Origin of the sequence: Streptomyces sp. CB03238 (assembly GCF_002099185.1) — a bacterium.
Taxonomy (GTDB): Bacteria; Actinomycetota; Actinomycetes; order Streptomycetales; family Streptomycetaceae; genus Streptomyces.
This window is the reverse complement of the sequence record NZ_NBCN01000006.1, coordinates 178,863-202,172: the sequence shown is the minus strand read 5'-3', so window position 1 is coordinate 202,172 and position 23,310 is coordinate 178,863. Positions and strand designations below refer to the sequence as shown.

General features: G+C 68.5%; 33 protein-coding genes and 2 pseudogenes. 31 read left to right on the top strand and 4 right to left on the bottom strand.

The window, feature by feature from the left end; translation table 11 throughout:
* Nucleotides 1-62 precede the first annotated feature (62 nt).
* A pseudogene (locus BKD26_RS12260) lies at nt 63-954 on the bottom strand (helix-turn-helix domain-containing protein).
* A 205-nt stretch (nt 955-1,159) separates the two neighbouring features.
* The gene (locus BKD26_RS12255) at nt 1,160-1,633 is read right to left on the bottom strand and encodes an ATP-binding protein (RefSeq protein ID WP_084897860.1); all 474 of its coding nucleotides are present in this window, start codon (nt 1,631-1,633) and stop codon (nt 1,160-1,162) included.
* Nucleotides 1,634-1,790: 157 nt separating this feature from the next.
* On the opposite strand from BKD26_RS12255, the gene BKD26_RS12250 reads away from it, so the two are divergent.
* Together BKD26_RS12250 and BKD26_RS12245 are read left to right on the top strand one after the other, a co-directional pair.
* Nucleotides 1,791-2,654: a helix-turn-helix transcriptional regulator gene (locus BKD26_RS12250; protein WP_084897859.1), complete on the top strand. Its 864-nt coding sequence runs from the start codon at nt 1,791-1,793 to the stop codon at nt 2,652-2,654.
* Nucleotides 2,651-2,860, top strand: a complete 210-nt coding sequence (locus BKD26_RS12245; protein ID WP_084897858.1) for a DUF397 domain-containing protein — start codon at nt 2,651-2,653, stop codon at nt 2,858-2,860. The genes BKD26_RS12250 and BKD26_RS12245 overlap by 4 nt, the downstream gene beginning before the upstream one ends.
* On the opposite strand, the gene BKD26_RS12240 is transcribed toward BKD26_RS12245, so the two are convergent.
* Nucleotides 2,857-4,908 carry a glycoside hydrolase gene (locus BKD26_RS12240; protein WP_084897857.1) on the bottom strand — a complete coding sequence of 684 codons (2,052 nt, stop codon included), beginning with the start codon at nt 4,906-4,908 and terminating at the stop codon, nt 2,857-2,859. The two genes, BKD26_RS12245 and BKD26_RS12240, sit on opposite strands and share 4 nt — an antisense overlap.
* Before the next feature lie 58 nt (nt 4,909-4,966).
* A pseudogene (locus BKD26_RS12235) lies at nt 4,967-5,761 on the bottom strand (RNA repair domain-containing protein); the annotation flags it as partial.
* 1,107 nt (nt 5,762-6,868) lie between these two features.
* Between BKD26_RS12235 and BKD26_RS12230 the strand changes: the two are divergent.
* The 29 genes from BKD26_RS12230 to rpsK all read left to right on the top strand — a co-directional run bounded on the left by BKD26_RS12230 (nt 6,869) and on the right by rpsK (nt 23,304).
* Nucleotides 6,869-7,888: a hypothetical protein gene (locus BKD26_RS12230; RefSeq protein ID WP_241518612.1), complete on the top strand. Its 1,020-nt coding sequence runs from the start codon at nt 6,869-6,871 to the stop codon at nt 7,886-7,888.
* Between the two features lie 457 nt (nt 7,889-8,345).
* A complete protein-coding gene (gene rpsJ, locus BKD26_RS12225) occupies nt 8,346-8,654 on the top strand; it encodes a 30S ribosomal protein S10 (protein WP_003948644.1) in 309 nt (102 codons plus the stop codon).
* 13 nt (nt 8,655-8,667) lie between these two features.
* Nucleotides 8,668-9,312: a 50S ribosomal protein L3 gene (gene rplC, locus BKD26_RS12220; protein ID WP_031076660.1), complete on the top strand. Its 645-nt coding sequence runs from the start codon at nt 8,668-8,670 to the stop codon at nt 9,310-9,312.
* Nucleotides 9,313-9,319: 7 nt separating this feature from the next.
* Nucleotides 9,320-9,970, top strand: coding sequence for a 50S ribosomal protein L4 (rplD, locus tag BKD26_RS12215; protein WP_064069951.1), 651 nt, complete (start codon nt 9,320-9,322; stop codon nt 9,968-9,970).
* Entirely contained in the window at nt 9,970-10,284 is a 315-nt protein-coding gene (gene rplW, locus BKD26_RS12210) for a 50S ribosomal protein L23 (RefSeq protein WP_073753477.1), read from the top strand. The genes rplD and rplW overlap by 1 nt, the downstream gene beginning before the upstream one ends.
* Nucleotides 10,285-10,323: 39 nt before the next feature.
* On the top strand, nt 10,324-11,160 hold the full coding sequence (gene rplB / locus BKD26_RS12205) for a 50S ribosomal protein L2 (protein ID WP_018847502.1): 837 nt from the start codon (nt 10,324-10,326) through the stop codon (nt 11,158-11,160).
* Between the two features lie 12 nt (nt 11,161-11,172).
* Nucleotides 11,173-11,454 (top strand): 30S ribosomal protein S19, encoded by a 282-nt coding sequence (rpsS, locus tag BKD26_RS12200; protein ID WP_073753479.1) that lies wholly within the window; start codon nt 11,173-11,175, stop codon nt 11,452-11,454.
* A 50-nt stretch (nt 11,455-11,504) separates the two neighbouring features.
* Nucleotides 11,505-11,852, top strand: coding sequence for a 50S ribosomal protein L22 (gene rplV / locus BKD26_RS12195; protein WP_009327087.1), 348 nt, complete (start codon nt 11,505-11,507; stop codon nt 11,850-11,852).
* Nucleotides 11,852-12,685, top strand: a complete 834-nt coding sequence (gene rpsC / locus BKD26_RS12190; protein ID WP_084897854.1) for a 30S ribosomal protein S3 — start codon at nt 11,852-11,854, stop codon at nt 12,683-12,685. Before rplV ends, rpsC begins: the two co-directional genes overlap by 1 nt.
* Nucleotides 12,686-12,690: 5 nt before the next feature.
* Complete coding sequence (gene rplP, locus BKD26_RS12185; protein ID WP_073753483.1) at nt 12,691-13,110, top strand: 50S ribosomal protein L16; 420 nt, start codon at nt 12,691-12,693, stop codon at nt 13,108-13,110.
* The gene (gene rpmC / locus BKD26_RS12180) at nt 13,110-13,334 is read left to right on the top strand and encodes a 50S ribosomal protein L29 (protein ID WP_015035581.1); all 225 of its coding nucleotides are present in this window, start codon (nt 13,110-13,112) and stop codon (nt 13,332-13,334) included. The genes rplP and rpmC overlap by 1 nt, the downstream gene beginning before the upstream one ends.
* On the top strand, nt 13,334-13,621 hold the full coding sequence (rpsQ, locus tag BKD26_RS12175; RefSeq protein WP_031076673.1) for a 30S ribosomal protein S17: 288 nt from the start codon (nt 13,334-13,336) through the stop codon (nt 13,619-13,621). Before rpmC ends, rpsQ begins: the two co-directional genes overlap by 1 nt.
* Before the next feature lie 103 nt (nt 13,622-13,724).
* The gene (rplN, locus tag BKD26_RS12170; protein ID WP_003956455.1) at nt 13,725-14,093 is read left to right on the top strand and encodes a 50S ribosomal protein L14; all 369 of its coding nucleotides are present in this window, start codon (nt 13,725-13,727) and stop codon (nt 14,091-14,093) included.
* Nucleotides 14,094-14,095: 2 nt separating this feature from the next.
* Nucleotides 14,096-14,419: a 50S ribosomal protein L24 gene (gene rplX / locus BKD26_RS12165; RefSeq protein ID WP_019888758.1), complete on the top strand. Its 324-nt coding sequence runs from the start codon at nt 14,096-14,098 to the stop codon at nt 14,417-14,419.
* Entirely contained in the window at nt 14,419-14,976 is a 558-nt protein-coding gene (gene rplE, locus BKD26_RS12160) for a 50S ribosomal protein L5 (protein ID WP_073753487.1), read from the top strand. Before rplX ends, rplE begins: the two co-directional genes overlap by 1 nt.
* Nucleotides 14,977-14,981: 5 nt before the next feature.
* Nucleotides 14,982-15,167, top strand: a complete 186-nt coding sequence (locus tag BKD26_RS12155) for a type Z 30S ribosomal protein S14 (protein WP_003956452.1) — start codon at nt 14,982-14,984, stop codon at nt 15,165-15,167.
* Nucleotides 15,168-15,375: 208 nt separating this feature from the next.
* On the top strand, nt 15,376-15,774 hold the full coding sequence (gene rpsH, locus BKD26_RS12145; RefSeq protein ID WP_084897853.1) for a 30S ribosomal protein S8: 399 nt from the start codon (nt 15,376-15,378) through the stop codon (nt 15,772-15,774).
* A 21-nt stretch (nt 15,775-15,795) separates the two neighbouring features.
* Entirely contained in the window at nt 15,796-16,335 is a 540-nt protein-coding gene (gene rplF / locus BKD26_RS12140) for a 50S ribosomal protein L6 (protein ID WP_064069946.1), read from the top strand.
* 3 nt (nt 16,336-16,338) lie between these two features.
* Nucleotides 16,339-16,722, top strand: a complete 384-nt coding sequence (gene rplR, locus BKD26_RS12135; RefSeq protein WP_031076680.1) for a 50S ribosomal protein L18 — start codon at nt 16,339-16,341, stop codon at nt 16,720-16,722.
* A 43-nt stretch (nt 16,723-16,765) separates the two neighbouring features.
* Nucleotides 16,766-17,371 (top strand): 30S ribosomal protein S5, encoded by a 606-nt coding sequence (gene rpsE / locus BKD26_RS12130; RefSeq protein WP_006376045.1) that lies wholly within the window; start codon nt 16,766-16,768, stop codon nt 17,369-17,371.
* Nucleotides 17,371-17,553 carry a 50S ribosomal protein L30 gene (gene rpmD / locus BKD26_RS12125; protein WP_073753490.1) on the top strand — a complete coding sequence of 61 codons (183 nt, stop codon included), beginning with the start codon at nt 17,371-17,373 and terminating at the stop codon, nt 17,551-17,553. The genes rpsE and rpmD overlap by 1 nt, the downstream gene beginning before the upstream one ends.
* A 1-nt stretch (nt 17,554) precedes the next feature.
* Nucleotides 17,555-18,010, top strand: coding sequence for a 50S ribosomal protein L15 (gene rplO, locus BKD26_RS12120; protein WP_073753492.1), 456 nt, complete (start codon nt 17,555-17,557; stop codon nt 18,008-18,010).
* A 432-nt stretch (nt 18,011-18,442) separates the two neighbouring features.
* Entirely contained in the window at nt 18,443-19,762 is a 1,320-nt protein-coding gene (gene secY / locus BKD26_RS12115) for a preprotein translocase subunit SecY (protein ID WP_084897852.1), read from the top strand.
* Complete coding sequence (locus BKD26_RS12110; RefSeq protein ID WP_084897851.1) at nt 19,762-20,421, top strand: adenylate kinase; 660 nt, start codon at nt 19,762-19,764, stop codon at nt 20,419-20,421. The genes secY and BKD26_RS12110 overlap by 1 nt, the downstream gene beginning before the upstream one ends.
* A gap of 117 nt (nt 20,422-20,538) precedes the next feature.
* Nucleotides 20,539-21,390, top strand: coding sequence for a type I methionyl aminopeptidase (gene map / locus BKD26_RS12105; protein ID WP_084897850.1), 852 nt, complete (start codon nt 20,539-20,541; stop codon nt 21,388-21,390).
* Nucleotides 21,391-21,877: 487 nt separating this feature from the next.
* The gene (gene infA / locus BKD26_RS12100; RefSeq protein ID WP_003956442.1) at nt 21,878-22,099 is read left to right on the top strand and encodes a translation initiation factor IF-1; all 222 of its coding nucleotides are present in this window, start codon (nt 21,878-21,880) and stop codon (nt 22,097-22,099) included.
* Between the two features lie 57 nt (nt 22,100-22,156).
* On the top strand, nt 22,157-22,270 hold the full coding sequence (rpmJ, locus tag BKD26_RS12095; RefSeq protein ID WP_003956441.1) for a 50S ribosomal protein L36: 114 nt from the start codon (nt 22,157-22,159) through the stop codon (nt 22,268-22,270).
* Nucleotides 22,271-22,454: 184 nt separating this feature from the next.
* Nucleotides 22,455-22,835, top strand: coding sequence for a 30S ribosomal protein S13 (gene rpsM / locus BKD26_RS12090; RefSeq protein WP_064069941.1), 381 nt, complete (start codon nt 22,455-22,457; stop codon nt 22,833-22,835).
* 64 nt (nt 22,836-22,899) lie between these two features.
* Nucleotides 22,900-23,304: a 30S ribosomal protein S11 gene (gene rpsK / locus BKD26_RS12085; RefSeq protein WP_003956432.1), complete on the top strand. Its 405-nt coding sequence runs from the start codon at nt 22,900-22,902 to the stop codon at nt 23,302-23,304.
* Nucleotides 23,305-23,310: the final 6 nt, after the last annotated feature.

Genomic DNA, 23,310 nt, shown 5'->3' with positions numbered 1-23,310 from the left:
GTGGACGTCAGGGAGCGAGGCTGCTTGGCATATGCCAAAGGCGCCTGCGTCATCCGAACGGATTATCTGGTCGAGGACAGTTGACAGTCTCCGCGCTCGCCCGGCTCAGCCGCCCGGAACGCCCGGTCGCAGCGGTCGCAGTTCTGGAGCGGGAGCCGTTGGGACGGCGCCCGGAAGGGGGGTGGGGGAGGGAGCTGGGCCGTCAGGCGGTGGGCCAGGAGGGCGGCGGGGCGGTGGACGGCGGTCCGGGGGCAGGTTGGTGGTCAGGGCGTCCCGTACGGCGTCGGCGCTGACGTCCCGTTCCAGCCAGGCGGCGACTCCCGGGGCCAGGCGCTCCGCGTCCCGGGCGGAGAGCAGGAGGCGTGCGTCGTGGCGATGCAATCCGGCGAGTACGTCGAGGGCCGTCCGGAGGAGGGACGGGGCCGGGTAGGCGGGTTGGGGTACGGCGAGGGGCGCCGGCTCGCGCCGGGCGGTGTAGGCGGGTTGGGGTACGGCGAGGGGCGCCGGCTCGCGCCGGGCGGTGCGTTGGGGCGGGGGCGCCGGGGTCGGGCCGGGCTCGTCGGGCTCGTCGTCCGTGCGCCGCGCGCCGGGCTGGTTGCAGGAAATCGTCCGGGTGATGAGCCGGCCCTTGGCCACTCGCTCACGGACCCGCCGCAGATAGCCATGGGCTTCCAGTTCCCGCAGGGCGGCGGCGATCCGGTCGGCGCCCTCCGGGAAGCGGTCGGCCAGGGTCCTGATGTCCACCAGGGCGCCGGTCGGCAGCGACTGGATGTGCACCGAGAGCCCAATGGCCGTCAGCGACAACTCGGCGTGCTGGGCGAGCTGGTTGCCGATGACGGTGAACTGGGTGCGGTGCCGGGCGTTGTCGTGGATGACGCCTCCAGCGGTATGCGTCCGGGTGCGGACGTTCCCACGCTGCCTGCGCGCGGGCGCGCTAAGGTGCTTCGTATCCATCGGGAAGCTCCTGACTTCCTCGGATGGTCAGGCCCTCGTCCGGGATGCCAGTCCCGGCGGGGGCCGTCGCATTGTGCGGTTGTGTGTCGCGGTGAGCGTAGAACACGCAACCCGGCGCCGCGCCAGTCCAGTTGGGGATGTTCACCCGAGTGAGTGGGCTGGTCCGGTGGGCGGGAGGGAGGGGTGGGGTTTGGCGGGGTTCTTTCTACTCTTTCGTTTCTTTGGGTAGACCGCCGGGGCCACCGGAACCCGGAAAACCGCGTCCCGGTGCGACCAGGTCCCACTCGGCCCACACCGTCTTGCGCGGCACCGGTCCGAGCGCCACGCCCCACCGGCCCGCGAGCGCCTCGACGATCACCAGTCCGAGGCCGGGTGGGCGGCGGCTCGGGAGTCGGTCCGCCCGTGTGTCGGTCACCTCCACGCGGAGCGTTCGGCCGCCGTCCGTGACCCGGAGGGCGACGCGGAAGTCCCGGCCCGGCACGCGGGCGTGGATGGCGGCGTTCGCTGCCAGCTCGGCCATGACGTGCTCGGCCGCGTCAGCGACTCCGTACGGCAGCTCCCATGCGCGCAGCCGCTCGGCGCCGAGCAGGCGGGCGAGGCGGGCGCCGCGTGGTGTGGGGGAGAGCTGCACGCTGAAGTGGAGGGCAGGGGCAAGGAGTTCGTCGGTTTTGTGGTTCACGTCACAAAGCCTGGCGGCGGGTCGCTTTCGAGCACCAGTCACGCAGTGGATGCGTACGGTGACTGTCCGGAGCTTGTCCGGTGCTGTCCGGCCTGTCCGGAGGGGCGTATGGGCAGGGGGCGTCCAGGTACTGCGCGGTACGGCGGAGGTGGCGCGAATGAGCGTGAGCGTGGAAGACGGCACGACGGATGAGCCCGGCTGGGAGGTCGACCCCGACGACGAGTCCGGCGCGGCCGTCATCGCGACGGTCGGGCGCCAGCTCCGGCTGCGGCGCGAGGCCGCCGGTATGCGGGCGGGGGAGTTCGGCGAGGCCATCGGGTACGGGGAGGACCTGGTCTACAAGGTCGAGGCCGGGAAGCGGATCCCGAGGCCCGAGTACCTGGACAGGGCGGACGAGGTGCTGCGGGCCGGTGGGCTCATCGCCGCGATGAAGCAGGACGTGGCGGAGGTTCGGTACCCGAAGAAGGTCCGGGACCTGGCGCGGATGGAGGCGCGGGCGGTTGAGATCGGGGTCTACGAGAGCAATAGCGTTCACGGCCTGTTGCAGACGCCGGAGCATGCCCGTGCCTTGTTCGAGGCGCGGCAGCCCGCATATTCGCAGGACGAGGTGGAGCGTATGGTGGCTGCCCGCGTCGGCCGGCAGTCGATCTTTGAGCGGTCGCCCGCACCGGCGCTCAGCTTCGTCCAGGAAGAGGCTGCGTTGCGGCGACCCGTCGGCGGCACAATGGTCTGGCGTCAGCAACTCGAACGCCTGCTGGAGGTGGGCCGTTTGCGTAACGTCTCACTCCAGGTGATGCCGACCTATAGCGGGCCACACCCCGGACTGGACGGGCGGATCGAAGTGCTGAAGTTCGGAGACGGCACCGCTGTTGGGCGTTCAGACGGGGCCTTCAATGGGCGCCCAACTTCTGATCCGAAACAGCTCCGGATCCTTGAGCTGCGGTATGGCACCATCCGGGCTCAGGCTCTCACCCCTGGGGAGTCGCTGGCCTTCATCGAGCAAGTGCTGGGAGAAACATGATCCATAAGATCTCTGCCGGGGACGCCTCCGAGCTGGCCTGGTTCAAGAGCAGTTACAGCAGCGGCACCGAGGGCGACTCGTGTGTCGAGGTCGCCACCACGCCCCGCACCGTCCACGTCCGCGACTCCAAGAACGTCGAGGGTCCCCGGCTCGCCCTCGCGCCCGCCGCCTGGGCCGACTTCGTGGCGTACGCGTCCCGCGCCTAGCCGTTCGCGGGGCAGAGGCGTCGGGGTTTGGCGTCGCCCTTCAGCTCGGCATCGACGCAGCCCGCCGGGAGACCGGCGTACGCCTTGGAGCCGAAGTTGGCTGTCACCGTCAGCACGCCGTCGCCGAAGACCGAGCGCTGGACCAGGTGGTCCTTGGTCAGGTGGCGGAAGTCCGTCAGTCGTTCGGTGCCGGCCACCTGGTGCAGGGGGGCGAAGTAGCGCTGGAGGCGGGCCATTTCCCGGCCGGTGGTGTCCAGGTTCTCGTCGCCGAGGACGAAGTTGAGCGGGGTGTTGTAGAGCACGGACAGCAGCGCGCGGTTCGTCTTCTGGGCGGGGAACTTGTCGTACGGCATCTCCCAGCGCTCCGTGCTGATGAGGGAGTCGTGCAGCGCGGTCTGGTACATCGGAACGCGGTAGGTGGGGTCGTACATCGACTTCGCCAGCGCGGCGGGCAGCTCGACGGGCTTGAAGAAGACCCCGGGCGCGCCGGCCGGGTACCAGGTGCCCCACGCCTTGTCCTTCTGGAAGGGCCAGAGGCGGTCGTTCACCGGCGTCTGGGAGCCGTGGTTGAACGCGAGCACCGGTGCCGACCAGGAGACGGCGGACTCCGAGCCGAGGACGAGGCGGTTCTTGTCCGCGAGGGTACGCATGCGGTGCAGGCGGTTGGCCCGGTCCTGCTTCTTGGTCATCGGGTGGTCGGTGGAGAAGTCGCTGAACAGCTCACCGGCCGCGTCGACGTCCAGGAAGACGCTGTTGGCGCCGTTCTTGGTCAGCTCCCGGGTGTGCTCGGCCAGGTAGTGCTTGGTGGGTTCCGTCCTGGCGAACGCCTCCGAGCTGAGGTAGCAGCCCCGGTTGCCGAAGCCCGTCTTGATCTCGCCCTTCCAGGTGCGTACGCAGTGGTCGGGGTGGACGGTGCCGGGCCACTTGGCCACCGGGGTGTCGGCGGTCCGGGGATCCTGGCCGTTGGCGTACGTGTCGTACGGGCCGACGACGTACCCCTGACGTTTGGCGGTCGCGACCGCCTGCTCGTTCATGGGCTTGCCGTCGGCGTCGTAACCGAGCCACAGCCGTGTGTTGCCCTGCTCGCGCAGCCGCTGGATGGCCTTCGTGTCGCGGGCGCCGCCCCACAGGTAGGCGTGCTGGGCGCCGAGCAGCTTCCTGATCTCCGGGTTCTGGGCGATCTTCTGCTTGAGCGTGCGCGACTCGCCGTGCTCGCGCAGCCAGCGGTGGTAGTCGGCGGCCGGGGCGACGGGGGAGGCGGAGGTGAGGGAGAAGGTGACGGTGTAGTCGAGGGTCTTCTCCCGCTGGGAGAACTCGTGCTTGGCCGTCGCGTTCAGCTTCCCGCCCGTCGAGGCGAAGGCGAGCGACGTCCCGACGCTCTCCGGGACGAGGTAGCTGACACCGTGCCCGCCCGTGGTGTAGCCCCACAGCGGCAGGGTCAGGGAACCGGTCGCCAGGTCGGCCTCGGTGCCCGCGAGGCCTGCCTCGGGGGAGTTCCAGAACCGGTCCGTGGCGGGCACGGACAGCCCCTCGCCCCGCGGGATCTGCAACGAGGCATGCTTGGCATCGTCCTTGCCGGTCACCGGCCATGCCAGAGTGCCGTCCTCCTGGGCGCGCACCGTCATCCGCAGCCGTCCGCGTTCGGCCGCGGCGGTGACCCGCAGCCTCTTGGAGGGGTACGACCACGAGGCGCGCGAGCCGTCCACCTCGACCTCGCCGGGCTTGCCCAGGTCGTCGGCGGCCGCGTCGGAGACGGGGACGGTGGCCCCGCCCCGGGCGTGCCCGGTCAGCCGCAGCGTGGCCGTATCGACCGTGATGGTGCCGCCCGCCACACGGAAGTCGACGGCACCGCCGTGCACCCGGGGCATCGCGGCGAGCGGGGGCCGCCCATCGGGGCCGGCGAACGCGGCGTAACCGGCGGACGCGGTGCCCACGGTGACGACGAGGGCGGCGGCGACTCCGAGGACGCGGTTGCGCCGCCTGCGCGCGGCGCCCACGGTGTCGCGGTGTCCAGGACGTACGGGTGAGTGCTCTTCGGGAGGGACCATGCGGGCGAGCGTGCGGCCCGCGCCTAAGAGGTTTCTAAGAAAGCGCCCCACCGCCCGTCCACCGCACCTTGCCGCTGCCCAGCGCGACCCTCGCCCGCACCCGCATCGGCTCGTCACCGCGCCGGGAGAGCACGACCACATCGGTCACCCGCGCGGTCATGGGACCCCAGGTGCCCAGCCGCTCGGCGCACGCGGCGGTGACCTCACCGGGGTGGCGGGTGCGGCCGAGGCTCAGGTGCGGGGTGAAGCCCGGGTGGCGGCCCGTGCAGGAGGGGAAGCGGAGGCACAGCGCCCGGTACAGGTCGGCCCACGGCCGGTCGTCCGCAGCCGCCGGGTCCAGCCACACCGTGGAGCTGTCCCGGTGCCGGAAGGTGTGGATGCCGGCCAGGCGCGCGGGGAAGGGGGCGATCCCGGCGGCCGCCGAGGCCAGCAGGGGCGCGGAACGCGGGAAGTCCTCCTCGGGCACGAAGCCGAAGAGCAGGTTCACATGCGGCGGCCAACGCTGGATCTGGGGGTCGTGGTCCCGGCGGACGGCCTGGATCGGCGGCCACAGCTCGTCGGGCGGCAGCCATGCCACCGCCGTGCGTGGCGTGGGCGGCACATCGAGAGTCCGTACCCGCCCGGCGTCGGTCGCGTCGAGCCGGTCCACGCCCGTGGTCCGGTCCCACACCACCTCGCCGTCCGCCTCGAAGAACAGCACCCGGTGCCACGGGATGTCGCCGCCCGGTACGAAGTCGGTCAGCCGCACCCGCCCGGGACCCGCCTCCCGCAGACGTACGCCGATCATGAACCGGGCGGGATCGAACCGGGGATCCCACAGGAGCCGGTGGTAGATCTCCTCGCTGGTCCGCACGGATGCCTCCTTCCCCACCCACTGTGCCTCCTCACCAGCGCCCCGGGGGGGCGGGCCTTCTGTTCATGGTTGCCGTTCCGGGCCGCCCTCCCTTCCGAGAGTCGCGGGCTCCGGCGCCCTGTCAAGGGCGCTTCGCGTCGGCTTCGCCGATGGGCTTCGCCCACCCTTGACAGGCCGCCTCCACCCGCACGTTTTCTCTCGGAGGGCGGCCCCGGGGAGCAGGCACCCGGAGGGCCAGCCGTTCTGCCGGCGTTCGTAGCCGAGGCGGCCGGGCCGGGGCAGGCGCGGCAGTGGAATGGGGCGGTGGCTGGTGGGCTTGGCGGCAGGCCGCCGTCTCTGGGTTGCGGTACAGGACCTCGCTCCGGTGGGTGGTGGGTGCGCCCCAGTGCCATGGGGCATCCGGGCCCGGCTCGGCGACTGCGGTCCGGCGGAGGGCTGCGGTTCAGGCAGGTGGCCGGGGTGGGTGCGGGGTTGGGGCGGGTGGAGCCGAGCGGCCAGGGCACGGCGGGCACCGGGCGGCCAGGACAGCAGGGCTGGGGCGCGGCCCTGGCTCCGACCGGGGCCCAGGGCCACGGCCTCCCGGCCACTCGGGCAGGGCCAGGTCAGCCCTCGAAAGGGGCGGCCCCTCCGGCCCTTCCAGTCCCAGCCGTATCGCCTCGCCGGAGTTGTGTGCGCAATAGGACACCCGAGCCGGACACCCACGGCGGGAAGGTGTCCGACACCGCACACAACTTCCCGCCCCCGGTGCTGTGTGACCAAGGAGGCTGGTGAGGCGTCCCCCTGCAGGGAAGCGGGACCGGTGACAGACCCCCAGCCCCAAAAGACCAGCACGGGCCAGGCACCAAACCCCCGACCGCGTCTCCACCGCCTCCATCCCCACCCCGGGAACCAAGAGACACCGGTCCCAGCGGCTCCACCCAGGCCCAGCCACCACCCCACGCCAGCCACCTGCCTGAACCCCGACCCCTCACCCGCCCGCAGTCGCCGAGCCGGGCCCGGATGCCCCATGCCACTGCCGCGCACCCACCACCCACCGGAGCGAGGTCTTGTACCGCAACCCAGAGACGGCGGTCAGCCGCCAAGCCCAGCCGTCACCGCCCCATTCCATTGGGCGTCCCCAAGGAGCCGTCGGCCGATGAGCGCGCCGCGCGTGCGGCGCGGGTCGCCCGCTCCGCGCAGCCCGAGGGCTGGCGCACCGGGCCGGCCTGGCGGGAGCTGGACGGCCGCGCCACCCGGCGCCGGCGCCTGGCCGGGGCGCTCGGGATGCTGCTGGCGGTGGGGCTCGTGGTCGTCGCCGTACGCCCGGAGCTGGTCACCGACCGGTTCACCACCCGCGGGACGGGGTACGCCGACACCGCCGCGCCCCCGGCGGGAAGGGCCGATGGCGACACGCCCACGCTCAAGGAGCCCTTCAGGGGCTCGCCCGCGGCCGACTGGGCGGACGGCGCCGCGGGGATCGCGGTACCCGGTGCGAAGGCCGTCGGCGGGATGACCGAGGAGCAAGTCGCCCACGCGCTCACCAGCACCAAGAAGCTGCTCGTCGCCGCCAATCTGGACCCCGCCACGCTCAGGGGCGAGCGGCCCCGGGCGGCGCTGGACCTGCTGGACCCGCTCCAGGCCGACGGGCGCGTCCTGCTGGAGAAGGCCCTCACCGACCCGGGCGCGGACCGGAATCCGCTGTGGGTCTTCAGCCGCTTCGCCCCGTCCGAAGTCCGTCCGGCGGGCGACGTGGTCAAGGTCCAGGGCAGGCTGACGTACGAGAAGGGCGACCGGGACGGCCAGGTGCTCGTGCACGCCGACTACACCTTCGTCTACCCGGTGGTGAAGGCGGACCCCGGCGCCACCGAGGTCGCCCGGACCGTCGTGCGCCGGCAGCTGACCCTCGCCCTGTACGACCCCGACAAGATCCGTACGACGCCGGGCAAGCTGTATGTCCTGCGCATGGAGGAGAGCGCCGGCAACGACGACTGCTCGCGCGACGGCGACGGCTTCCTGCACCCGCAGTTCCTCTCGGACCTGGTGGCCGGGGAGGACGGCGGGGGCAGCGGCAGGGAGGTCGACCCCTACGACCGCAGCAAGCCCCTGGATGAGCTGTCCCAGGAGTGCGGCACCGTGACCCGCACCTGACGCACGGGTGCGGAAGAGGATGTTCCGCTGAGGGTGGGGGTGTGCCGCGGTTTGACAGGCACACCCCGCGGGGTAATCTCTTCGGCTCGATTGGCGTCGGCAGCGACCCGTATGGCAGACTGTCGGGGTTGCTCGGTTGAGTGCCGATGCTGCGCGCCTCCCGCCGGGAGGACCGGAAGCGAGTCCCACAGTACTCGTCGCTCCTGATCAGGGGCGGACGTACGGGAATCTTTCGGGAAGCGTGGGCGGGGCGCCGACCAGGCACCCGGTGGGTGTTCTGCCCCCGACGCTCTTCATTGAGCACAGCGCGGTCCTCGGGCCCGCACCCCCTTGGTTGGGAAATCCTTCGGGAGATCTGCGTAGAGGGGATGCGACACGCCCGACCGCGTGGGTCGGAGAAAGAACGCGAACCCACCAGGTTCCAGAGCGTTACGAGAGACAGGACTACTGAGTAGCCATGGCGGGACAGAAGATCCGCATCCGGCTCAAGGCCTACGACCACGAGGTCATCGACTCGTCGGCGAAGAAGATCGTCGAGACGGTGACGCGCACTGGTGCGTCGGTCGCGGGCCCGGTGCCGCTGCCCACTGAGAAGAACGTGTACTGCGTCATCAAGTCGCCGCACAAGTACAAGGACTCGCGCGAGCACTTCGAGATGCGCACGCACAAGCGCCTCATCGACATCCTCGACCCCACGCCGAAGACGGTTGACTCGCTGATGCGTCTCGACCTGCCGGCCGGCGTCGACATCGAGATCAAGCTCTGAGGTGACGCGCGAGATGGCTAAGAACATTAAGGGCGTCCTGGGCGAGAAGCTCGGCATGACCCAGGTCTGGGACGAGAACAACCGGGTCGTCCCGGTGACCGTCGTCAAGGCCGGGCCCTGCGTCGTCACCCAGGTCCGCACCAACGACACTGACGGCTACGAGTCGGTCCAGATCGCCTTCGGCGAGATCGACCCGCGCAAGGTGAACAAGCCCCTCAAGGGTCACTTCGCCAAGGCCGACGTCACCCCGCGCCGCCACCTGGTGGAGATCCGCACCGCTGACGCCTCCGAGTACACGCTCGGCCAGGAGATCACCGCTGAGGTCTTCGAGGCGGGCATCAAGGTCGACGTCACCGGCAAGAGCAAGGGCAAGGGCTTCGCCGGTGTCATGAAGCGCCACAACTTCCGTGGCCTGGGCGCCGGACACGGCACCCAGCGCAAGCACCGCTCGCCCGGTTCCATCGGTGGCTGCGCCACCCCGGGCCGTGTGTTCAAGGGCCTCCGCATGGCGGGCCGCATGGGCAACGAGCGGGTCACCACCCAGAACCTGACCGTCCACGCCGTTGACGCGGAGAAGGGTCTGCTGCTCATCAAGGGCGCGGTCCCCGGTCCGAACGGCGGCCTCGTCCTGGTCCGTACCGCGGCCAAGGGGGCCTGAGGTAACGATGAGCACCATTGACATCCTTTCGCCGGCAGGCGACAAGGCCGGTACCGTCGAGCTCCCCGCGGAGATCTTCGACGCGAAGACCAGCGTTCCGCTGATCCACCAGGTCGTCGTCGCCCAGCTGGCCGCTGCCCGCCAGGGCACGCACAAGACCAAGACCCGTGGCGAAGTCCGCGGTGGTGGCAAGAAGCCGTACCGCCAGAAGGGCACCGGCCGCGCCCGTCAGGGTTCGACCCGCGCCCCGCAGTTCGCCGGCGGTGGCGTCGTCCACGGCCCCGTGCCGCGTGACTACTCGCAGCGCACCCCGAAGAAGATGAAGGCCGCCGCCCTGCGCGGTGCCCTCTCGGACCGGGCGCGTCACTCCCGTATCCACGTCGTCACCGGCGTGGTCGAGGGCGAGGTCTCCACCAAGGCCGCCAAGACGCTGTTCGGCAAGATCTCGGAGCGCAAGAACCTGCTCCTGGTCGTCGAGCGCGCCGACGAGGCCGCGTGGCTGTCCGCCCGCAACCTGCCCCAGGTGCACATCCTGGAGCCGGGCCAGCTGAACACGTACGACGTGATCGTCTCCGACGACGTGGTCTTCACCAAGGCCGCCTTCGAGTCCTTCGTGTCTGGCCCCAAGGCCGATGACAACGAGGGGAGCGAGGCCTGATGGCCGAGATCACCAGCAAGACCTTCTCCGACCCGCGCGACGTTCTCGTCAAGCCGGTTGTCTCCGAGAAGAGCTACGCGCTGCTCGACGAGAACAAGTACACGTTCATCGTGGCCCCCACCGCGAACAAGACCCAGATCAAGCAGGCCGTCGAGGCGGTCTTCTCGGTCAAGGTCGCGTCGGTGAACACGATCAACCGTCAGGGCAAGCGCAAGCGCACCCGCACCGGTTTCGGTAAGCGCGCGAACACCAAGCGCGCCATCGTGACCCTTGCTGAGGGCAACCGTATCGACATCTTCGGCCAGGCCTCCTAACGGAGCGCCCTGGTCCGAATATCGGACGAGGACTGAGAAATGGGTATCCGCAAGTACAAGCCGACGACTCCGGGCCGTCGTGGCTCCAGCGTCGCCGACTTTGTCGAGATCACGCGGTCCACGCCGGAGAAGTCGCTGGTCCGCCCCCTGCACAGCAAGGGCGGCCGTAACAACACCGGTCGTGTGACCGTCCGTCACCAGGGCGGTGGCCACAAGCGCGCCTACCGCGTGATCGACTTCCGTCGTCACGACAAGGACGGCGTGCCGGCCAAGGTCGCTCACATCGAGTACGACCCGAACCGCACCGCGCGCATCGCGCTCCTCCACTACGTGGACGGCGAGAAGCGCTACATCATCGCCCCGCGTGGCCTGAACCAGGGCGACCGGGTCGAGAACGGCCCCGGCGCCGACATCAAGCCCGGCAACAACCTGGCGCTGCGCAACATCCCGGTCGGTACCACGATCCACGCGATCGAGCTCCGTCCCGGTGGTGGCGCCAAGTTCGCCCGCTCCGCGGGTGCCTCCGTGCAGCTGCTCGCGAAGGAGGGCCAGATGGCCCACCTGCGCATGCCGTCCGGTGAGATCCGCCTGGTCGACGTCCGCTGCCGCGCCACCATCGGCGAGGTCGGCAACGCCGAGCAGTCGAACATCAACTGGGGCAAGGCCGGCCGTAAGCGCTGGCTGGGTGTTCGCCCGACCGTCCGCGGTGTGGCGATGAACCCGGTTGACCACCCGCACGGTGGTGGTGAGGGCAAGACCTCCGGTGGTCGCCACCCGGTCTCCCCCTGGGGTCAGAAGGAGGGTCGTACTCGTTCTCCCAAGAAGGCGAGCAACAAGTACATCGTCCGCCGCCGCAAGACGAACAAGAAGCGCTAGGAGCGGGTTTAGATGCCGCGCAGTCTCAAGAAGGGGCCCTTCGTCGACGACCACCTGATCAAGAAGGTGGACACGCAGAACGAAGCAGGCACCAAGAACGTCATCAAGACCTGGTCCCGTCGCTCGATGATCGTCCCGGCCATGCTCGGCCACACGATCGCGGTGCACAACGGCAAGACCCACATCCCGGTGTTCGTCACCGAGTCGATGGTCGGCCACAAGCTCGGCGAGTTCTCGCCGACGCGCACCTTCCGGGGTCACGTCAAGGAAGACCGGAAGTCGAAGCGCCGCTAGTAGCGGGGTGAAAGACCATGACGAACGTGTCAGACACTGAAGGGACAACCATGGAAGCCAGGGCCCAGGCGCGGTACATCCGCGTCACGCCCATGAAGGCCCGCCGCGTGGTGGACCTCATCCGTGGCATGGACGCCACGGAGGCTCAGGCGGTCCTGCGTTTCGCCCCGCAGGCCGCGAGCGTGCCGGTGGGCAAGGTGCTGGACAGCGCCATTGCCAACGCCGCGCACAACTACGACCACACGGACGCCTCTTCGCTGTTCATCAGCGAGGCGTACGTCGACGAGGGCCCGACCCTGAAGCGGTTCCGTCCGCGTGCCCAGGGCCGTGCCTACCGGATCCGCAAGCGGACCAGCCACATCACCGTGGTCGTCAGCAGCAAGGAAGGAACCCGGTAATGGGCCAGAAGGTAAACCCGCACGGGTTCCGGCTCGGCATCACCACCGACTTCAAGTCGCGCTGGTACGCCGACAAGCTGTACAAGGACTACGTCAAGGAAGACGTCGCCATCCGTCGGATGATGACGTCCGGCATGGAGCGCGCCGGCATCTCGAAGGTGGAGATCGAGCGCACCCGTGACCGCGTGCGGGTGGACATCCACACCGCTCGTCCCGGCATCGTCATCGGCCGCCGTGGCGCCGAGGCCGACCGCATCCGCGGCGACCTCGAGAAGCTCACGGGCAAGCAGGTCCAGCTGAACATCCTCGAGGTCAAGAACCCCGAGGTCGACGCTCAGCTGGTCGCCCAGGCCGTTGCCGAGCAGCTGTCCTCCCGCGTCTCCTTCCGCCGCGCCATGCGTAAGAGCATGCAGTCGGCGATGAAGGCGGGCGCCAAGGGCATCAAGATCCAGTGTGGTGGCCGTCTCGGCGGCGCCGAGATGTCCCGCTCGGAGTTCTACCGCGAGGGCCGTGTGCCGCTGCACACGCTCCGCGCGAACGTCGAGTACGGCTTCTTCGAGGCCAAGACCACCTTCGGCCGCATCGGCGTGAAGGTCTGGATCTACAAGGGCGACGTCAAGAACATCGCCGAGGTCCGCGCCGAGAACGCCGCTGCCCGCGCCGGCAACCGCCCGGCCCGTGGTGGCGCTGACCGCCCCGCCGGCCGTGGTGGCCGCGGTGGCGAGCGTGGCGGTCGCGGTCGCAAGCCGCAGCAGACCGGTTCCGCTGCCGAGGCCCCCAAGGCCGAGGCCGCTGCCGCTGCTCCGGCTGAGAGCACCGGAACGGAGGCCTGACCGAAATGCTGATCCCCCGTAGGGTCAAGCACCGCAAGCAGCACCACCCGAAGCGCAGCGGTATGTCCAAGGGTGGTACGCAGGTTGCGTTCGGCGAGTACGGCATCCAGGCCCTCACTCCGGCGTACGTGACCAACCGCCAGATCGAGGCGGCCCGTATCGCGATGACCCGCCACATCAAGCGTGGCGGCAAGGTCTGGATCAACATCTACCCGGACCGCCCGCTGACCAAGAAGCCTGCCGAGACCCGCATGGGTTCCGGTAAGGGTTCGCCGGAGTGGTGGGTCGCGAACGTCAAGCCCGGTCGGGTGATGTTCGAGCTGTCCTACCCGAACGAGAAGATCGCGCGTGAGGCCCTGACTCGTGCCGCCCACAAGCTGCCGATGAAGTGCAAGATCGTCAAGCGCGAGGCAGGTGAGCTGTGATGTCGGCCGGTACCAAGGCGTCCGAGCTGCGCGAGCTGGGCAACGAGGAGCTTCTCAACAAGCTCCGCGAGGCCAAGGAAGAGCTGTTCAACCTCCGCTTCCAGGCGGCGACGGGCCAGCTCGAGAACCACGGTCGGCTCAAGTCCGTCCGTAAGGACATCGCCCGGATCTACACCCTGATGCGTGAGCGCGAGCTGGGCATCGAGACGGTGGAGAGCGCCTGATGAGCGAGAACAACGTGACTGAGACTGCAAAGACCGAGCGCGGATTCCGCAAGACCCGCGAGGGTCTGGTCGTCAGCGACAAGATGGACAAGACCGTCGTCGTCGCCGTCGAGGACCGCGTCAAGCACGCGCTGTACGGCAAGGTCATCCGCCGTACGAACAAGCTCAAGGCGCACGACGAGCAGAACGCCGCGGGTGTCGGCGACCGTGTCCTCCTCATGGAGACCCGGCCGCTGTCCGCGACCAAGCGCTGGCGCGTCGTCGAGATCCTCGAGAAGGCCAAGTAATCGCTCGGGGGGTTTCCCCCGAGTTCGTTCCGCCAGGCTCGGCAGGGGCTGACCTCGCAAGAGGCGCCCCTGCCGGGAACCGGCAGACAATCAGGAGATAGACGTGATCCAGCAGGAGTCGCGACTGCGTGTCGCCGACAACACTGGTGCCAAGGAGATCCTTTGCATCCGTGTTCTCGGTGGTTCCGGTCGCCGCTACGCGGGCATCGGTGACGTCATCGTCGCCACCGTCAAGGACGCGATCCCCGGTGGCAACGTGAAGAAGGGTGACGTCGTCAAGGCGGTCATCGTTCGCACCGTCAAGGAGCGCCGCCGCCAGGACGGCTCGTACATCCGCTTCGACGAGAACGCCGCCGTCATTCTGAAGAACGACGGCGACCCTCGCGGCACCCGTATCTTCGGCCCCGTGGGCCGTGAGCTGCGCGAGAAGAAGTTCATGAAGATCATCTCGCTCGCGCCGGAGGTGCTGTAAGCATGAAGATCAAGAAGGGCGACCTGGTTCAGGTCATCACCGGTAAGGACAAGGGCAAGCAGGGCAAGGTCATCGCGGCCTTCCCCCGTGAGGACCGCGTCCTGGTCGAGGGTGTCAACCGGGTCAAGAAGCACACCAAGGCCGGTCAGACCGCTCGCGGTTCCCAGACCGGTGGCATCGTCACGACCGAGGCCCCGATCCACGTGAGCAACGTTCAGCTCGTCGTGGAGAAGGACGGCAACAAGGTCGTCACGCGCGTCGGTTACCGCTTCGACGACGAGGGCAACAAGATCCGCGTTGCCAAGCGGACGGGTGAGGACATCTGATGGCTACCACCACCACTCCGCGTCTCAAGACGAAGTACCGCGAGGAGATCGCGGGCAAGCTGCGTGAGGAGTTCTCGTACGAGAACGTCATGCAGGTTCCCGGCCTCGTGAAGATCGTGGTCAACATGGGTGTGGGCGACGCCGCCCGCGACTCCAAGCTGATCGAGGGTGCCATCAAGGACCTCACCACGATCACCGGTCAGAAGCCGGCCGTCACGAAGGCCCGCAAGTCCATCGCGCAGTTCAAGCTGCGTGAGGGCCAGCCGATCGGTGCCCACGTCACGCTCCGTGGCGACCGCATGTGGGAGTTCCTGGACCGCACCCTGTCGCTGGCGCTCCCGCGCATCCGCGACTTCCGCGGCCTGTCCCCCAAGCAGTTCGACGGCCGTGGCAACTACACCTTCGGTCTCACGGAGCAGGTCATGTTCCACGAGATCGACCAGGACAAGATCGACCGTGTCCGGGGTATGGACATCACCGTGGTGACCACGGCGACCAACGACGAAGAGGGCCGTGCGCTCCTCCGTCACCTCGGCTTCCCGTTCAAGGAGGCGTAAGCGAGATGGCGAAGAAGGCTCTCATCGCGAAGGCTGCCCGCAAGCCCAAGTTCGGCGTGCGCGCGTACACCCGCTGCCAGCGCTGCGGTCGTCCGCACTCCGTCTACCGCAAGTTCGGCCTGTGCCGCGTGTGCCTCCGTGAGATGGCTCACCGTGGCGAGCTGCCGGGCGTGACCAAGAGCTCCTGGTAATCCCTTACTTGGGATGACCGGAGTCTCTCGGTAAGCATCTGGTCGGCAGGAGCCCCTCTCCACATGTCGTAGGCTTGTGGGGTTGGGCGCCTGCCGCCCGTACGACTTACTACGCCGTAGGTCCCCGCACCGCACCCGTCCCGCCCATGAGCGGGGAGAGGGATGGCGCATACAGGAAACCCCGGCGAGAGAGGCCGAAGGCCAATTCATGACCATGACTGATCCGATCGCAGACATGCTTACGCGTCTGCGGAACGCGAACTCGGCGTACCACGACTCCGTGACGATGCCGCACAGCAAGATCAAGTCTCACATCGCGGAAATCCTCCAGCAGGAGGGCTTCATCACGGGCTGGCGCGTCGAGGACGCCGAGGTTGGCAAGAACCTCGTCCTCGAGCTCAAGTTCGGTCCGAACCGTGAGCGCTCCATCGCGGGCATCAAGCGGATCTCGAAGCCCGGCCTGCGGGTTTACGCGAAGTCCACCAACCTGCCGAAGGTCCTCGGCGGTCTGGGCGTGGCGATCATCTCCACGTCCCACGGCCTCCTGACCGGCCAGCAGGCGCAGAAGAAGGGCGTGGGTGGGGAAGTCCTCGCCTACGTCTGGTAGTCGGGAACGGAGGAAAAGCTAATGTCGCGTATTGGCAAGCTCCCCATCACGGTTCCCGCCGGCGTGGACGTCACCATCGAGGGCCGCACGGTCACGGTGAAGGGTTCCAAGGGCACCCTGAGCCACACCGTCGCCGCGCCGATCGAGATCGTTAAGGGCGAGGACGGCGTTCTCAACGTCACCCGTCCGAACGACGAGCGTCAGAACAAGGCCCTCCACGGCCTGTCCCGCACGCTGGTGGCCAACATGATCACCGGTGTGACCCAGGGGTACACGAAGGCGCTCGAGATCAGCGGTGTCGGTTACCGCGTGGCCGCGAAGGGCTCCAACCTGGAGTTCCAGCTCGGCTACAGCCACCCGATCCTGGTGGAGGCGCCCGAGGGCATCTCCTTCAAGGTCGAGTCCCCGACCAAGTTCTCGGTCGAGGGCATCGACAAGCAGAAGGTCGGCGAGGTCGCCGCGAACATCCGCAAGCTTCGCAAGCCCGACCCCTACAAGGCCAAGGGCGTGAAGTACGCGGGTGAGGTCATCCGCCGCAAGGTCGGAAAGGCTGGTAAGTAAGCCATGGCATACGGCGTGAAGATTGCCAAGGGCAAGGCCTACAAGGGCGCTGCTCTGAAGCGTCGCCACATCCGCATCCGCAAGAAGATCGCGGGTACGACCGAGCGTCCGCGCCTGGTCGTCACGCGTTCCAACCGCGGCATCACCGCTCAGGTCATCGACGACATCGCGGGTCACACCCTCGCGTCGGCGTCCACCCTGGACGCGTCCATCCGCGGCGGCGAAGGCGACAAGTCGGCGAAGGCGAAGCAGGTCGGCCAGCTCGTGGCCGAGCGTGCCAAGGCCGCCGGCATCGAGGCTGTCGTGTTCGACCGTGGCGGCAACCAGTACGCCGGGCGCATTGCCGCCCTGGCGGACGCCGCCCGCGAAGCCGGGCTCAAGTTCTGAGCCGGTTCCGTAGCTCAGCGGAAAACGAAGAGAGGTAATTCCAATGGCTGGACCCCAGCGCCGCGGAAGCGGTGCCGGTGGCGGCGAGCGGCGGGACCGGAAGGGCCGTGACGGCGGCGCTGCTGCCGCCGAGAAGACCGCGTACGTTGAGCGCGTTGTCGCGATCAACCGCGTCGCCAAGGTTGTGAAGGGTGGTCGTCGCTTCAGCTTCACCGCGCTGGTCGTGGTGGGCGACGGTGACGGCACCGTGGGTGTCGGTTACGGCAAGGCCAAGGAGGTGCCGGCCGCCATCGCCAAGGGTGTTGAGGAGGCCAAGAAGCACTTCTTCAAGGTCCCCCGTATCCAGGGCACCATCCCGCACCCGATCACGGGCGAGAAGGCCGCGGGCGTCGTCCTGCTCAAGCCTGCTTCCCCCGGTACCGGTGTTATCGCCGGTGGCCCGGTGCGTGCGGTGCTCGAGTGCGCCGGCGTTCACGACATCCTGTCGAAGTCGCTCGGCTCGTCCAACGCGATCAACATCGTGCACGCGACCGTGGCGGCCCTCAAGGGCCTGCAGCGTCCCGAGGAGATCGCGGCTCGCCGTGGTCTGCCCCTCGAGGACGTCGCCCCCGCGGCTCTCCTCCGTGCGCGTGCAGGGGCGGGTGCGTAATGGCTCGCCTCAAGGTCACGCAGACGAAGTCGTACATCGGCAGCAAGCAGAACCACCGCGACACCCTGCGTACCCTGGGCCTCAAGCGCCTGGGCGACGTGGTTGTCAAGGAGGACCGCCCCGAGTTCCGCGGCATGGTGCACACCGTCCGCCACCTCGTGACGGTTGAGGAGGTTGACTGACATGGCGGAGAACAGCCCGCTGAAGGCCCACAACCTCCGGCCTGCCCCGGGCGCCAAGACCGCCAAGACCCGTGTGGGTCGTGGTGAGGCGTCCAAGGGTAAGACCGCTGGTCGTGGTACCAAGGGTACGAAGGCCCGCTACCAGGTTCCGGAGCGCTTCGAGGGTGGGCAGATGCCCCTCCACATGCGCCTTCCGAAGCTGAAGGGCTTCAAGAACCCGTTCCGCACCGAGTACCAGGTCGTGAACCTGGACAAGCTCGCCTCGCTCTACCCCGAGGGTGGCGAGGTCACGGTGGCCGACCTGGTCGCCAAGGGCGCGGTGCGCAAGAACAGCCTCGTCAAGGTCCTGGGCCAGGGCGAGATCTCCGTGGCGCTGCAGGTTTCGGTTGACGCCGTCTCCGGCTCCGCCAAGGAGAAGATTGCCGCCGCGGGCGGCACCGTCACCGAGCTCGTCTGAGCTCTGTCCTGACGGACACTGACGGAAAAGAGCCTGGCCGGCACCCCTCGTGGGCGTCGGCCAGGCTCTTTTCGTGTCGGCTCGGCGCCGGCTCCTGCCCCGTCGGCTCCGGCTGCTGGGCCATGCTGCTTCACGCCGGTCCACGGCGGCTTTCGGACATCTTCACCGGGTCCGCACGGAGTCGGGCGCCAAACGCGCCGCTGCGCCGTTGTCCTGTGTGGGACCGAGGCGCCCGCCGACCCGGGGACGATTCGGGTTACCCGCAGTTGACGTGGCTCAGCGACGTTTCACGCGGGCGTGGCGGCCGGGTATGGTAGCCGCTGTTAGTGTCCCGGCAGTCTGCCTCCGTGGCGTAAGGCTGCCGTGTTTGTATCTACTCACATACCAAACCGTCACCCTCACGCGCGTAACGCGGGGGTCGCAGGAGGCACCGTGCTCACCGCGTTCGCCCGGGCGTTCAAGACGCCCGACCTGCGCAAGAAGCTGCTCTTCACGCTGGGCATCATCGTGATCTACCGGCTCGGGGCCCACATCCCGGTCCCCGGTGTCGACTACCAGTCCGTCCAGCAGTGTGTGGACGAGGCCAGCAAGGGCGGCAACAGCCTGCTCGGCCTGGTGAACCTGTTCAGCGGCGGCGCGCTTCTGCAGATCACCATCTTCGCGCTCGGCATCATGCCGTACATCACGGCGAGCATCATCCTGCAGCTGCTGACCGTCGTCATCCCGCGCCTCGAGGCCCTCAAGAAGGAGGGACAGGCGGGCACCGCCAAGATCACGCAGTACACGCGTTATCTGACGATCGCCCTCGCGATCCTGCAGGGCACCGGTCTGGTGGCGACCGCCCGTACCGGCGCGCTGTTCAGTGGCTGCACCGTGGCGAGCCAGGTGGTTCCGGACCGGTCGATCTTCGTGACCATCCTGATGGTCATCACCATGACGGCCGGCACCGCCGTTGTGATGTGGCTCGGTGAGCTCGTCACCGACCGCGGCATCGGCAACGGCATGTCGATCCTGATGTTCATCTCGATCGCCGCCGGCTTCCCCGGCGCCCTGTGGGCCATCAAGGTGAGCGGCAAGCTCGCCCAGGGCTGGATCGAGTTCGGCACCGTCATCCTGATCGGCTTCGTGATGGTGGCCCTGGTGGTCTTCGTCGAGCAGGCCCAGCGCCGCATCCCGGTGCAGTACGCGAAGCGCATGATCGGCCGCAGGTCCTACGGCGGTACGTCCACTTACATCCCGCTCAAGGTGAACCAGGCAGGTGTGATTCCTGTCATCTTCGCCTCGTCGCTGCTCTACATCCCGGCCTTGATCGCGCAGTTCTCGAGCGGCACCTCAGGCTGGAAAACCTGGATCGAAGCCCACTTCGTCAAGGGTGACCACCCGTACTACATCACCGTGTACTTCCTCCTGATCGTGTTCTTCGCCTTCTTCTACGTGGCGATCTCGTTCAACCCCGAGGAAGTCGCGGACAACATGAAGAAGTATGGTGGCTTCATCCCGGGTATCCGGGCTGGTCGACCTACTGCTGAGTATCTGAGCTACGTGCTCAACCGGATCACCTGGCCGGGCTCGCTGTATCTGGGTCTGATCGCTCTTGTGCCGACGATGGCGTTGGCAGGCTTCGGTGGCGCCAATGCCAACTTCCCGTTCGGCGGGACGAGCATCCTCATCATCGTGGGTGTGGGGCTGGAGACCGTGAAGCAGATCGAGAGCCAGCTCCAGCAGCGCAATTACGAAGGGTTCCTCCGCTGATGCGAATCGTCCTCGTCGGACCGCCCGGTGCCGGCAAGGGAACGCAGGCCGCGTTCCTTGCCAAGAACCTGTCGATTCCGCACATCTCCACGGGCGACCTGTTCCGCGCCAACATCAGTCAGGGCACGGAGCTGGGCAAGCAGGCCAAGGCGTACATGGACGCCGGCAACCTCGTACCCGACGAGGTCACCATCGGGATGGCCAAGGACCGCATGGAGCAGCCGGACGCCGTGAACGGCTTCCTGCTGGACGGGTTCCCGCGCAACGTGGCCCAGGCCGAGGCGCTGGACGCCATGCTCGTCGGCGAGGGCATGAAGCTGGACGCCGTCCTGGACCTGGAGGTCGAGGAGGACGAGGTCGTCAAGCGGATCGCGGGCCGCCGCATCTGCCGCAACGACAGCGCCCACGTCTTCCACGTGACGTACGCGCCGCCGAAGACCGAGGGCGTCTGCGACGCCTGCGGTGGTGAGCTGTACCAGCGCGACGACGACTCCGAGGAGACCGTCCGCAAGCGGCTGGAGGTCTACCACACGCAGACCGAGCCGATCATCGACTACTACAAGGCCCAGGGCCTGGTGGTCACCATCTCCGCGCTCGGCAAGGTCGACGAGGTCACCGGGCGGGCGATGGCGGCGCTGCGGGGCGAGAAGGCCGCGTAGTACCACGTTGCTGCTGTGCTTCGGCCGCGGTGCCCTTCGGGGGCGCCGCGGCCGCTGTCGTACGGCCGTATCGTGGTGAGGTCACCCCGTTCTCCGTTTGGAAAGGCGTCAGCCGTCATGGTGCAGATCAAGACTCCCGAGCAGATCGCGAAGATGCGCGAGGCGGGGCTTGTCGTCGCCGCCATCCACGCGGCGACGCGCGAGGCGGCGGTGCCCGGGGCGACGACGAAGGACCTCGACGAGGTCGCGCGGAAGGTGATCGCCGACCACGGGGCGAAGTCGAACTTCCTGGGGTACGGCGGGTTCCCCGCGACGATCTGCACGTCCGTGAACGAGGTCGTCGTCCACGGCATCCCGAGCGACGACGTCGTCCTGAAGGACGGCGACATCATCTCCATCGACTGCGGCGCGATCGTCGACGGCTGGCACGGTGACGCCGCGTACACGGCGTTCGTGGGGTCGGGCCACGCCCCGGAGCTGATCGAGCTGTCGCGGGTGACCGAGGAGTCGATGTGGGCCGGCATCGCCGCGATGAAGAACGGCAACCGGCTGGTCGACATCTCGCGGGCCATCGAGTCCTACATCCGCCGCCAGCCGCGCCCGGCGACGGGTGAGCACAGCCTGGGCAAGTTCGGGATCATCGAGGACTACGGCGGCCACGGCATCGGCACCGAGATGCACATGGACCCGCACCTGCTGAACTACGTCGCCCGCAAGCGCGGCAAGGGCCCGAAGCTGGTGCCCGGCTTCTGTCTCGCGATCGAGCCGATGGTCTCGCTCGGTACGCCGCGCACGGAGGTCCTGGAGGACGACTGGACCGTCATCACGACGGACGGCACCTGGTCCTCCCACTGGGAGCACTCCGTGGCCCTCACCGAGCAGGGTCCCCTGGTCCTGACCGCCCCGGACGGCGGCAAGGCGAAGCTCGCGGAGCTGGGCGTGACGGCGGCCCCGGACCCGTTGGCCTGACGGGCCCGCCGGCGGCCGCCGGTCGGAGGCCGGCGCAGCCGCTCGACGCTTGTGAGGCGCCCCGGGCGCCGAGCCCGCGAGAGTGGCGTCAGGGATGGGTCGGCGGCAAGGCGAAGCTCGCGGAGCTGGGCGTGACGGCGGCCCCGGACCCGTTGGCCTGACGGGCGCGGTCACGGCCCGGCGCGGCTCGGTGACCGTCCGGGCGGTCGGAGGCGGGCCGGCGCGCGTTATGGCGGCGGAGGACCGTGGGTGGGGCGTGGCCCCTCTCGGCTCGGCGAGGCATGTGGCGCACGCGGCCGGTCAGTGGGCCGTGCCTGCCGCCGGTCGCCTTCCGGGGGCGGGGGTAACGATCTCCGCCGGTGGGCAAGCTCTCCGGATTCGTCTTTTCCAGGGGCCTGACGTAGACTGATGCGTCGGCTCTCGTGTACCCGTGTGTCCGCACACGGAGGCGAGAGTCGATCAAGGTAGCCGATTCGAAGGGCGAAGCGTGGCCAAGAAGCAAGGTGCCATCGAAATTGAGGGCACCGTGATCGAGTCCCTGCCGAACGCCATGTTCAAGGTAGAGCTCCAGAACGGTCACAAGGTCCTCGCGCACATCTCCGGCAAGATGCGGATGCACTACATCCGTATCCTCCCGGACGACCGGGTCGTCGTGGAGCTGTCTCCGTACGACCTGACGCGTGGGCGGATCGTCTACCGATACAAGTAGATCTTGTCGCGCCCCACGCGTGGGGTGGTGGCACTGACCCGGAGAACCTCACATCCCATGAAGGTCAAGCCGAGCGTCAAGAAGATCTGCGACAAGTGCAAGGTGATCCGCCGTCACGGCCGGGTCATGGTCATCTGCGACAACCTGCGCCACAAGCAGCGCCAGGGCTGACGCACGCCGACCTGCACCTCCGCAGTTCTTCGCGCGACGCGAGCAATTTCGTACATACGCAGTGCCCGCCAAGCCCTCACAGGGCCGGCGACACCTCCGGCGGGGGCCGGGGACCCGGAACGTACCTCGTACGGCGGCCGGGATCGGTACTGCGGAAGACCCCCGAACACACAGGAGCCATTGAATGGCACGCGTTTCCGGTGTTGACATCCCGCGCGACAAGCGTGTGGAGGTCGCACTCACCTACGTCTTCGGTATCGGCCGCACCCTGGCGAAGGAAACCCTCGCCTCCACCGGTGTGAACCCGAACACCCGCGTTCGTGACCTGTCCGAAGAGGACCTGGTCAAGATCCGCGAGTACGTGGACGCCAACCTCAAGACCGAGGGTGACCTCCGTCGCGAGATCCAGGCCGACATCCGCCGCAAGGTCGAGATCGGCTGCTACCAGGGTCTGCGCCACCGTCGCGGTCTGCCGGTCCACGGCCAGCGCACCAGCACGAACGCTCGTACCCGCAAGGGCCCGCGTCGCGCCATCGCCGGCAAGAAGAAGCCGGGCAAGAAGTAGTCCGCAGCGGACGACTGTCCACGGTCTTCGCTGTAGGACCGACCACCTCCCGTAGGAGTAAGACATGCCCCCCAAGGGTCGTCAGGGCGCTGCCAAGAAGGTGCGCCGCAAGGAAAAGAAGAACGTCGCTCACGGGCACGCCCACATCAAGAGCACGTTCAACAACACCATCGTTTCGATCACCGACCCCTCGGGCAACGTGATCTCCTGGGCCTCCGCCGGCCACGTCGGCTTCAAGGGCTCGCGCAAGTCCACCCCCTTCGCCGCGCAGATGGCCGCCGAGTCGGCCGCCCGCCGCGCGCAGGAGCACGGCATGCGCAAGGTCGACGTCTTCGTCAAGGGCCCGGGCTCGGGTCGTGAGACGGCCATCCGTTCGCTCCAGGCGACCGGTCTCGAGGTCGGCTCCATCCAGGACGTCACCCCCACGCCGCACAACGGCTGCCGTCCGCCGAAGCGCCGCCGCGTCTGACGCACG

What these genes read in the sequence shown, in the direction of transcription:
- rpsM (WP_064069941.1), top strand. Translation starts at nt 22,455, where the DNA reads ATGGCACGCGTTTCCGGTGTTGACATCCCGCGCGACAAGCGTGTGGAG.
- rpmD (WP_073753490.1), top strand. Translation starts at nt 17,371, where the DNA reads ATGGCTCGCCTCAAGGTCACGCAGACGAAGTCGTACATCGGCAGCAAG.
- BKD26_RS12250 (WP_084897859.1), top strand. Translation starts at nt 1,791, where the DNA reads ATGAGCGTGAGCGTGGAAGACGGCACGACGGATGAGCCCGGCTGGGAG.
- rpsH (WP_084897853.1), top strand. Translation starts at nt 15,376, where the DNA reads ATGACCATGACTGATCCGATCGCAGACATGCTTACGCGTCTGCGGAAC.
- rplE (WP_073753487.1), top strand. Translation starts at nt 14,419, where the DNA reads ATGGCTACCACCACCACTCCGCGTCTCAAGACGAAGTACCGCGAGGAG.
- rpsK (WP_003956432.1), top strand. Translation starts at nt 22,900, where the DNA reads ATGCCCCCCAAGGGTCGTCAGGGCGCTGCCAAGAAGGTGCGCCGCAAG.
- rpmC (WP_015035581.1), top strand. Translation starts at nt 13,110, where the DNA reads ATGTCGGCCGGTACCAAGGCGTCCGAGCTGCGCGAGCTGGGCAACGAG.
- rplD (WP_064069951.1), top strand. Translation starts at nt 9,320, where the DNA reads ATGAGCACCATTGACATCCTTTCGCCGGCAGGCGACAAGGCCGGTACC.
- rpsQ (WP_031076673.1), top strand. Translation starts at nt 13,334, where the DNA reads ATGAGCGAGAACAACGTGACTGAGACTGCAAAGACCGAGCGCGGATTC.
- BKD26_RS12245 (WP_084897858.1), top strand. Translation starts at nt 2,651, where the DNA reads ATGATCCATAAGATCTCTGCCGGGGACGCCTCCGAGCTGGCCTGGTTC.
- rpsJ (WP_003948644.1), top strand. Translation starts at nt 8,346, where the DNA reads ATGGCGGGACAGAAGATCCGCATCCGGCTCAAGGCCTACGACCACGAG.
- rplP (WP_073753483.1), top strand. Translation starts at nt 12,691, where the DNA reads ATGCTGATCCCCCGTAGGGTCAAGCACCGCAAGCAGCACCACCCGAAG.
- rplR (WP_031076680.1), top strand. Translation starts at nt 16,339, where the DNA reads ATGGCATACGGCGTGAAGATTGCCAAGGGCAAGGCCTACAAGGGCGCT.
- map (WP_084897850.1), top strand. Translation starts at nt 20,539, where the DNA reads ATGGTGCAGATCAAGACTCCCGAGCAGATCGCGAAGATGCGCGAGGCG.
- BKD26_RS12110 (WP_084897851.1), top strand. Translation starts at nt 19,762, where the DNA reads ATGCGAATCGTCCTCGTCGGACCGCCCGGTGCCGGCAAGGGAACGCAG.
- rplF (WP_064069946.1), top strand. Translation starts at nt 15,796, where the DNA reads ATGTCGCGTATTGGCAAGCTCCCCATCACGGTTCCCGCCGGCGTGGAC.
- rplC (WP_031076660.1), top strand. Translation starts at nt 8,668, where the DNA reads ATGGCTAAGAACATTAAGGGCGTCCTGGGCGAGAAGCTCGGCATGACC.
- rpsE (WP_006376045.1), top strand. Translation starts at nt 16,766, where the DNA reads ATGGCTGGACCCCAGCGCCGCGGAAGCGGTGCCGGTGGCGGCGAGCGG.
- rplB (WP_018847502.1), top strand. Translation starts at nt 10,324, where the DNA reads ATGGGTATCCGCAAGTACAAGCCGACGACTCCGGGCCGTCGTGGCTCC.
- rplO (WP_073753492.1), top strand. Translation starts at nt 17,555, where the DNA reads ATGGCGGAGAACAGCCCGCTGAAGGCCCACAACCTCCGGCCTGCCCCG.
- rplX (WP_019888758.1), top strand. Translation starts at nt 14,096, where the DNA reads ATGAAGATCAAGAAGGGCGACCTGGTTCAGGTCATCACCGGTAAGGAC.
- rplV (WP_009327087.1), top strand. Translation starts at nt 11,505, where the DNA reads ATGGAAGCCAGGGCCCAGGCGCGGTACATCCGCGTCACGCCCATGAAG.
- BKD26_RS12155 (WP_003956452.1), top strand. Translation starts at nt 14,982, where the DNA reads ATGGCGAAGAAGGCTCTCATCGCGAAGGCTGCCCGCAAGCCCAAGTTC.
- rpsC (WP_084897854.1), top strand. Translation starts at nt 11,852, where the DNA reads ATGGGCCAGAAGGTAAACCCGCACGGGTTCCGGCTCGGCATCACCACC.
- rpsS (WP_073753479.1), top strand. Translation starts at nt 11,173, where the DNA reads ATGCCGCGCAGTCTCAAGAAGGGGCCCTTCGTCGACGACCACCTGATC.
- rplW (WP_073753477.1), top strand. Translation starts at nt 9,970, where the DNA reads ATGGCCGAGATCACCAGCAAGACCTTCTCCGACCCGCGCGACGTTCTC.
- rpmJ (WP_003956441.1), top strand. Translation starts at nt 22,157, where the DNA reads ATGAAGGTCAAGCCGAGCGTCAAGAAGATCTGCGACAAGTGCAAGGTG.
- BKD26_RS12240 (WP_084897857.1), bottom strand. Translation starts at nt 4,908, where the DNA reads ATGGTCCCTCCCGAAGAGCACTCACCCGTACGTCCTGGACACCGCGAC.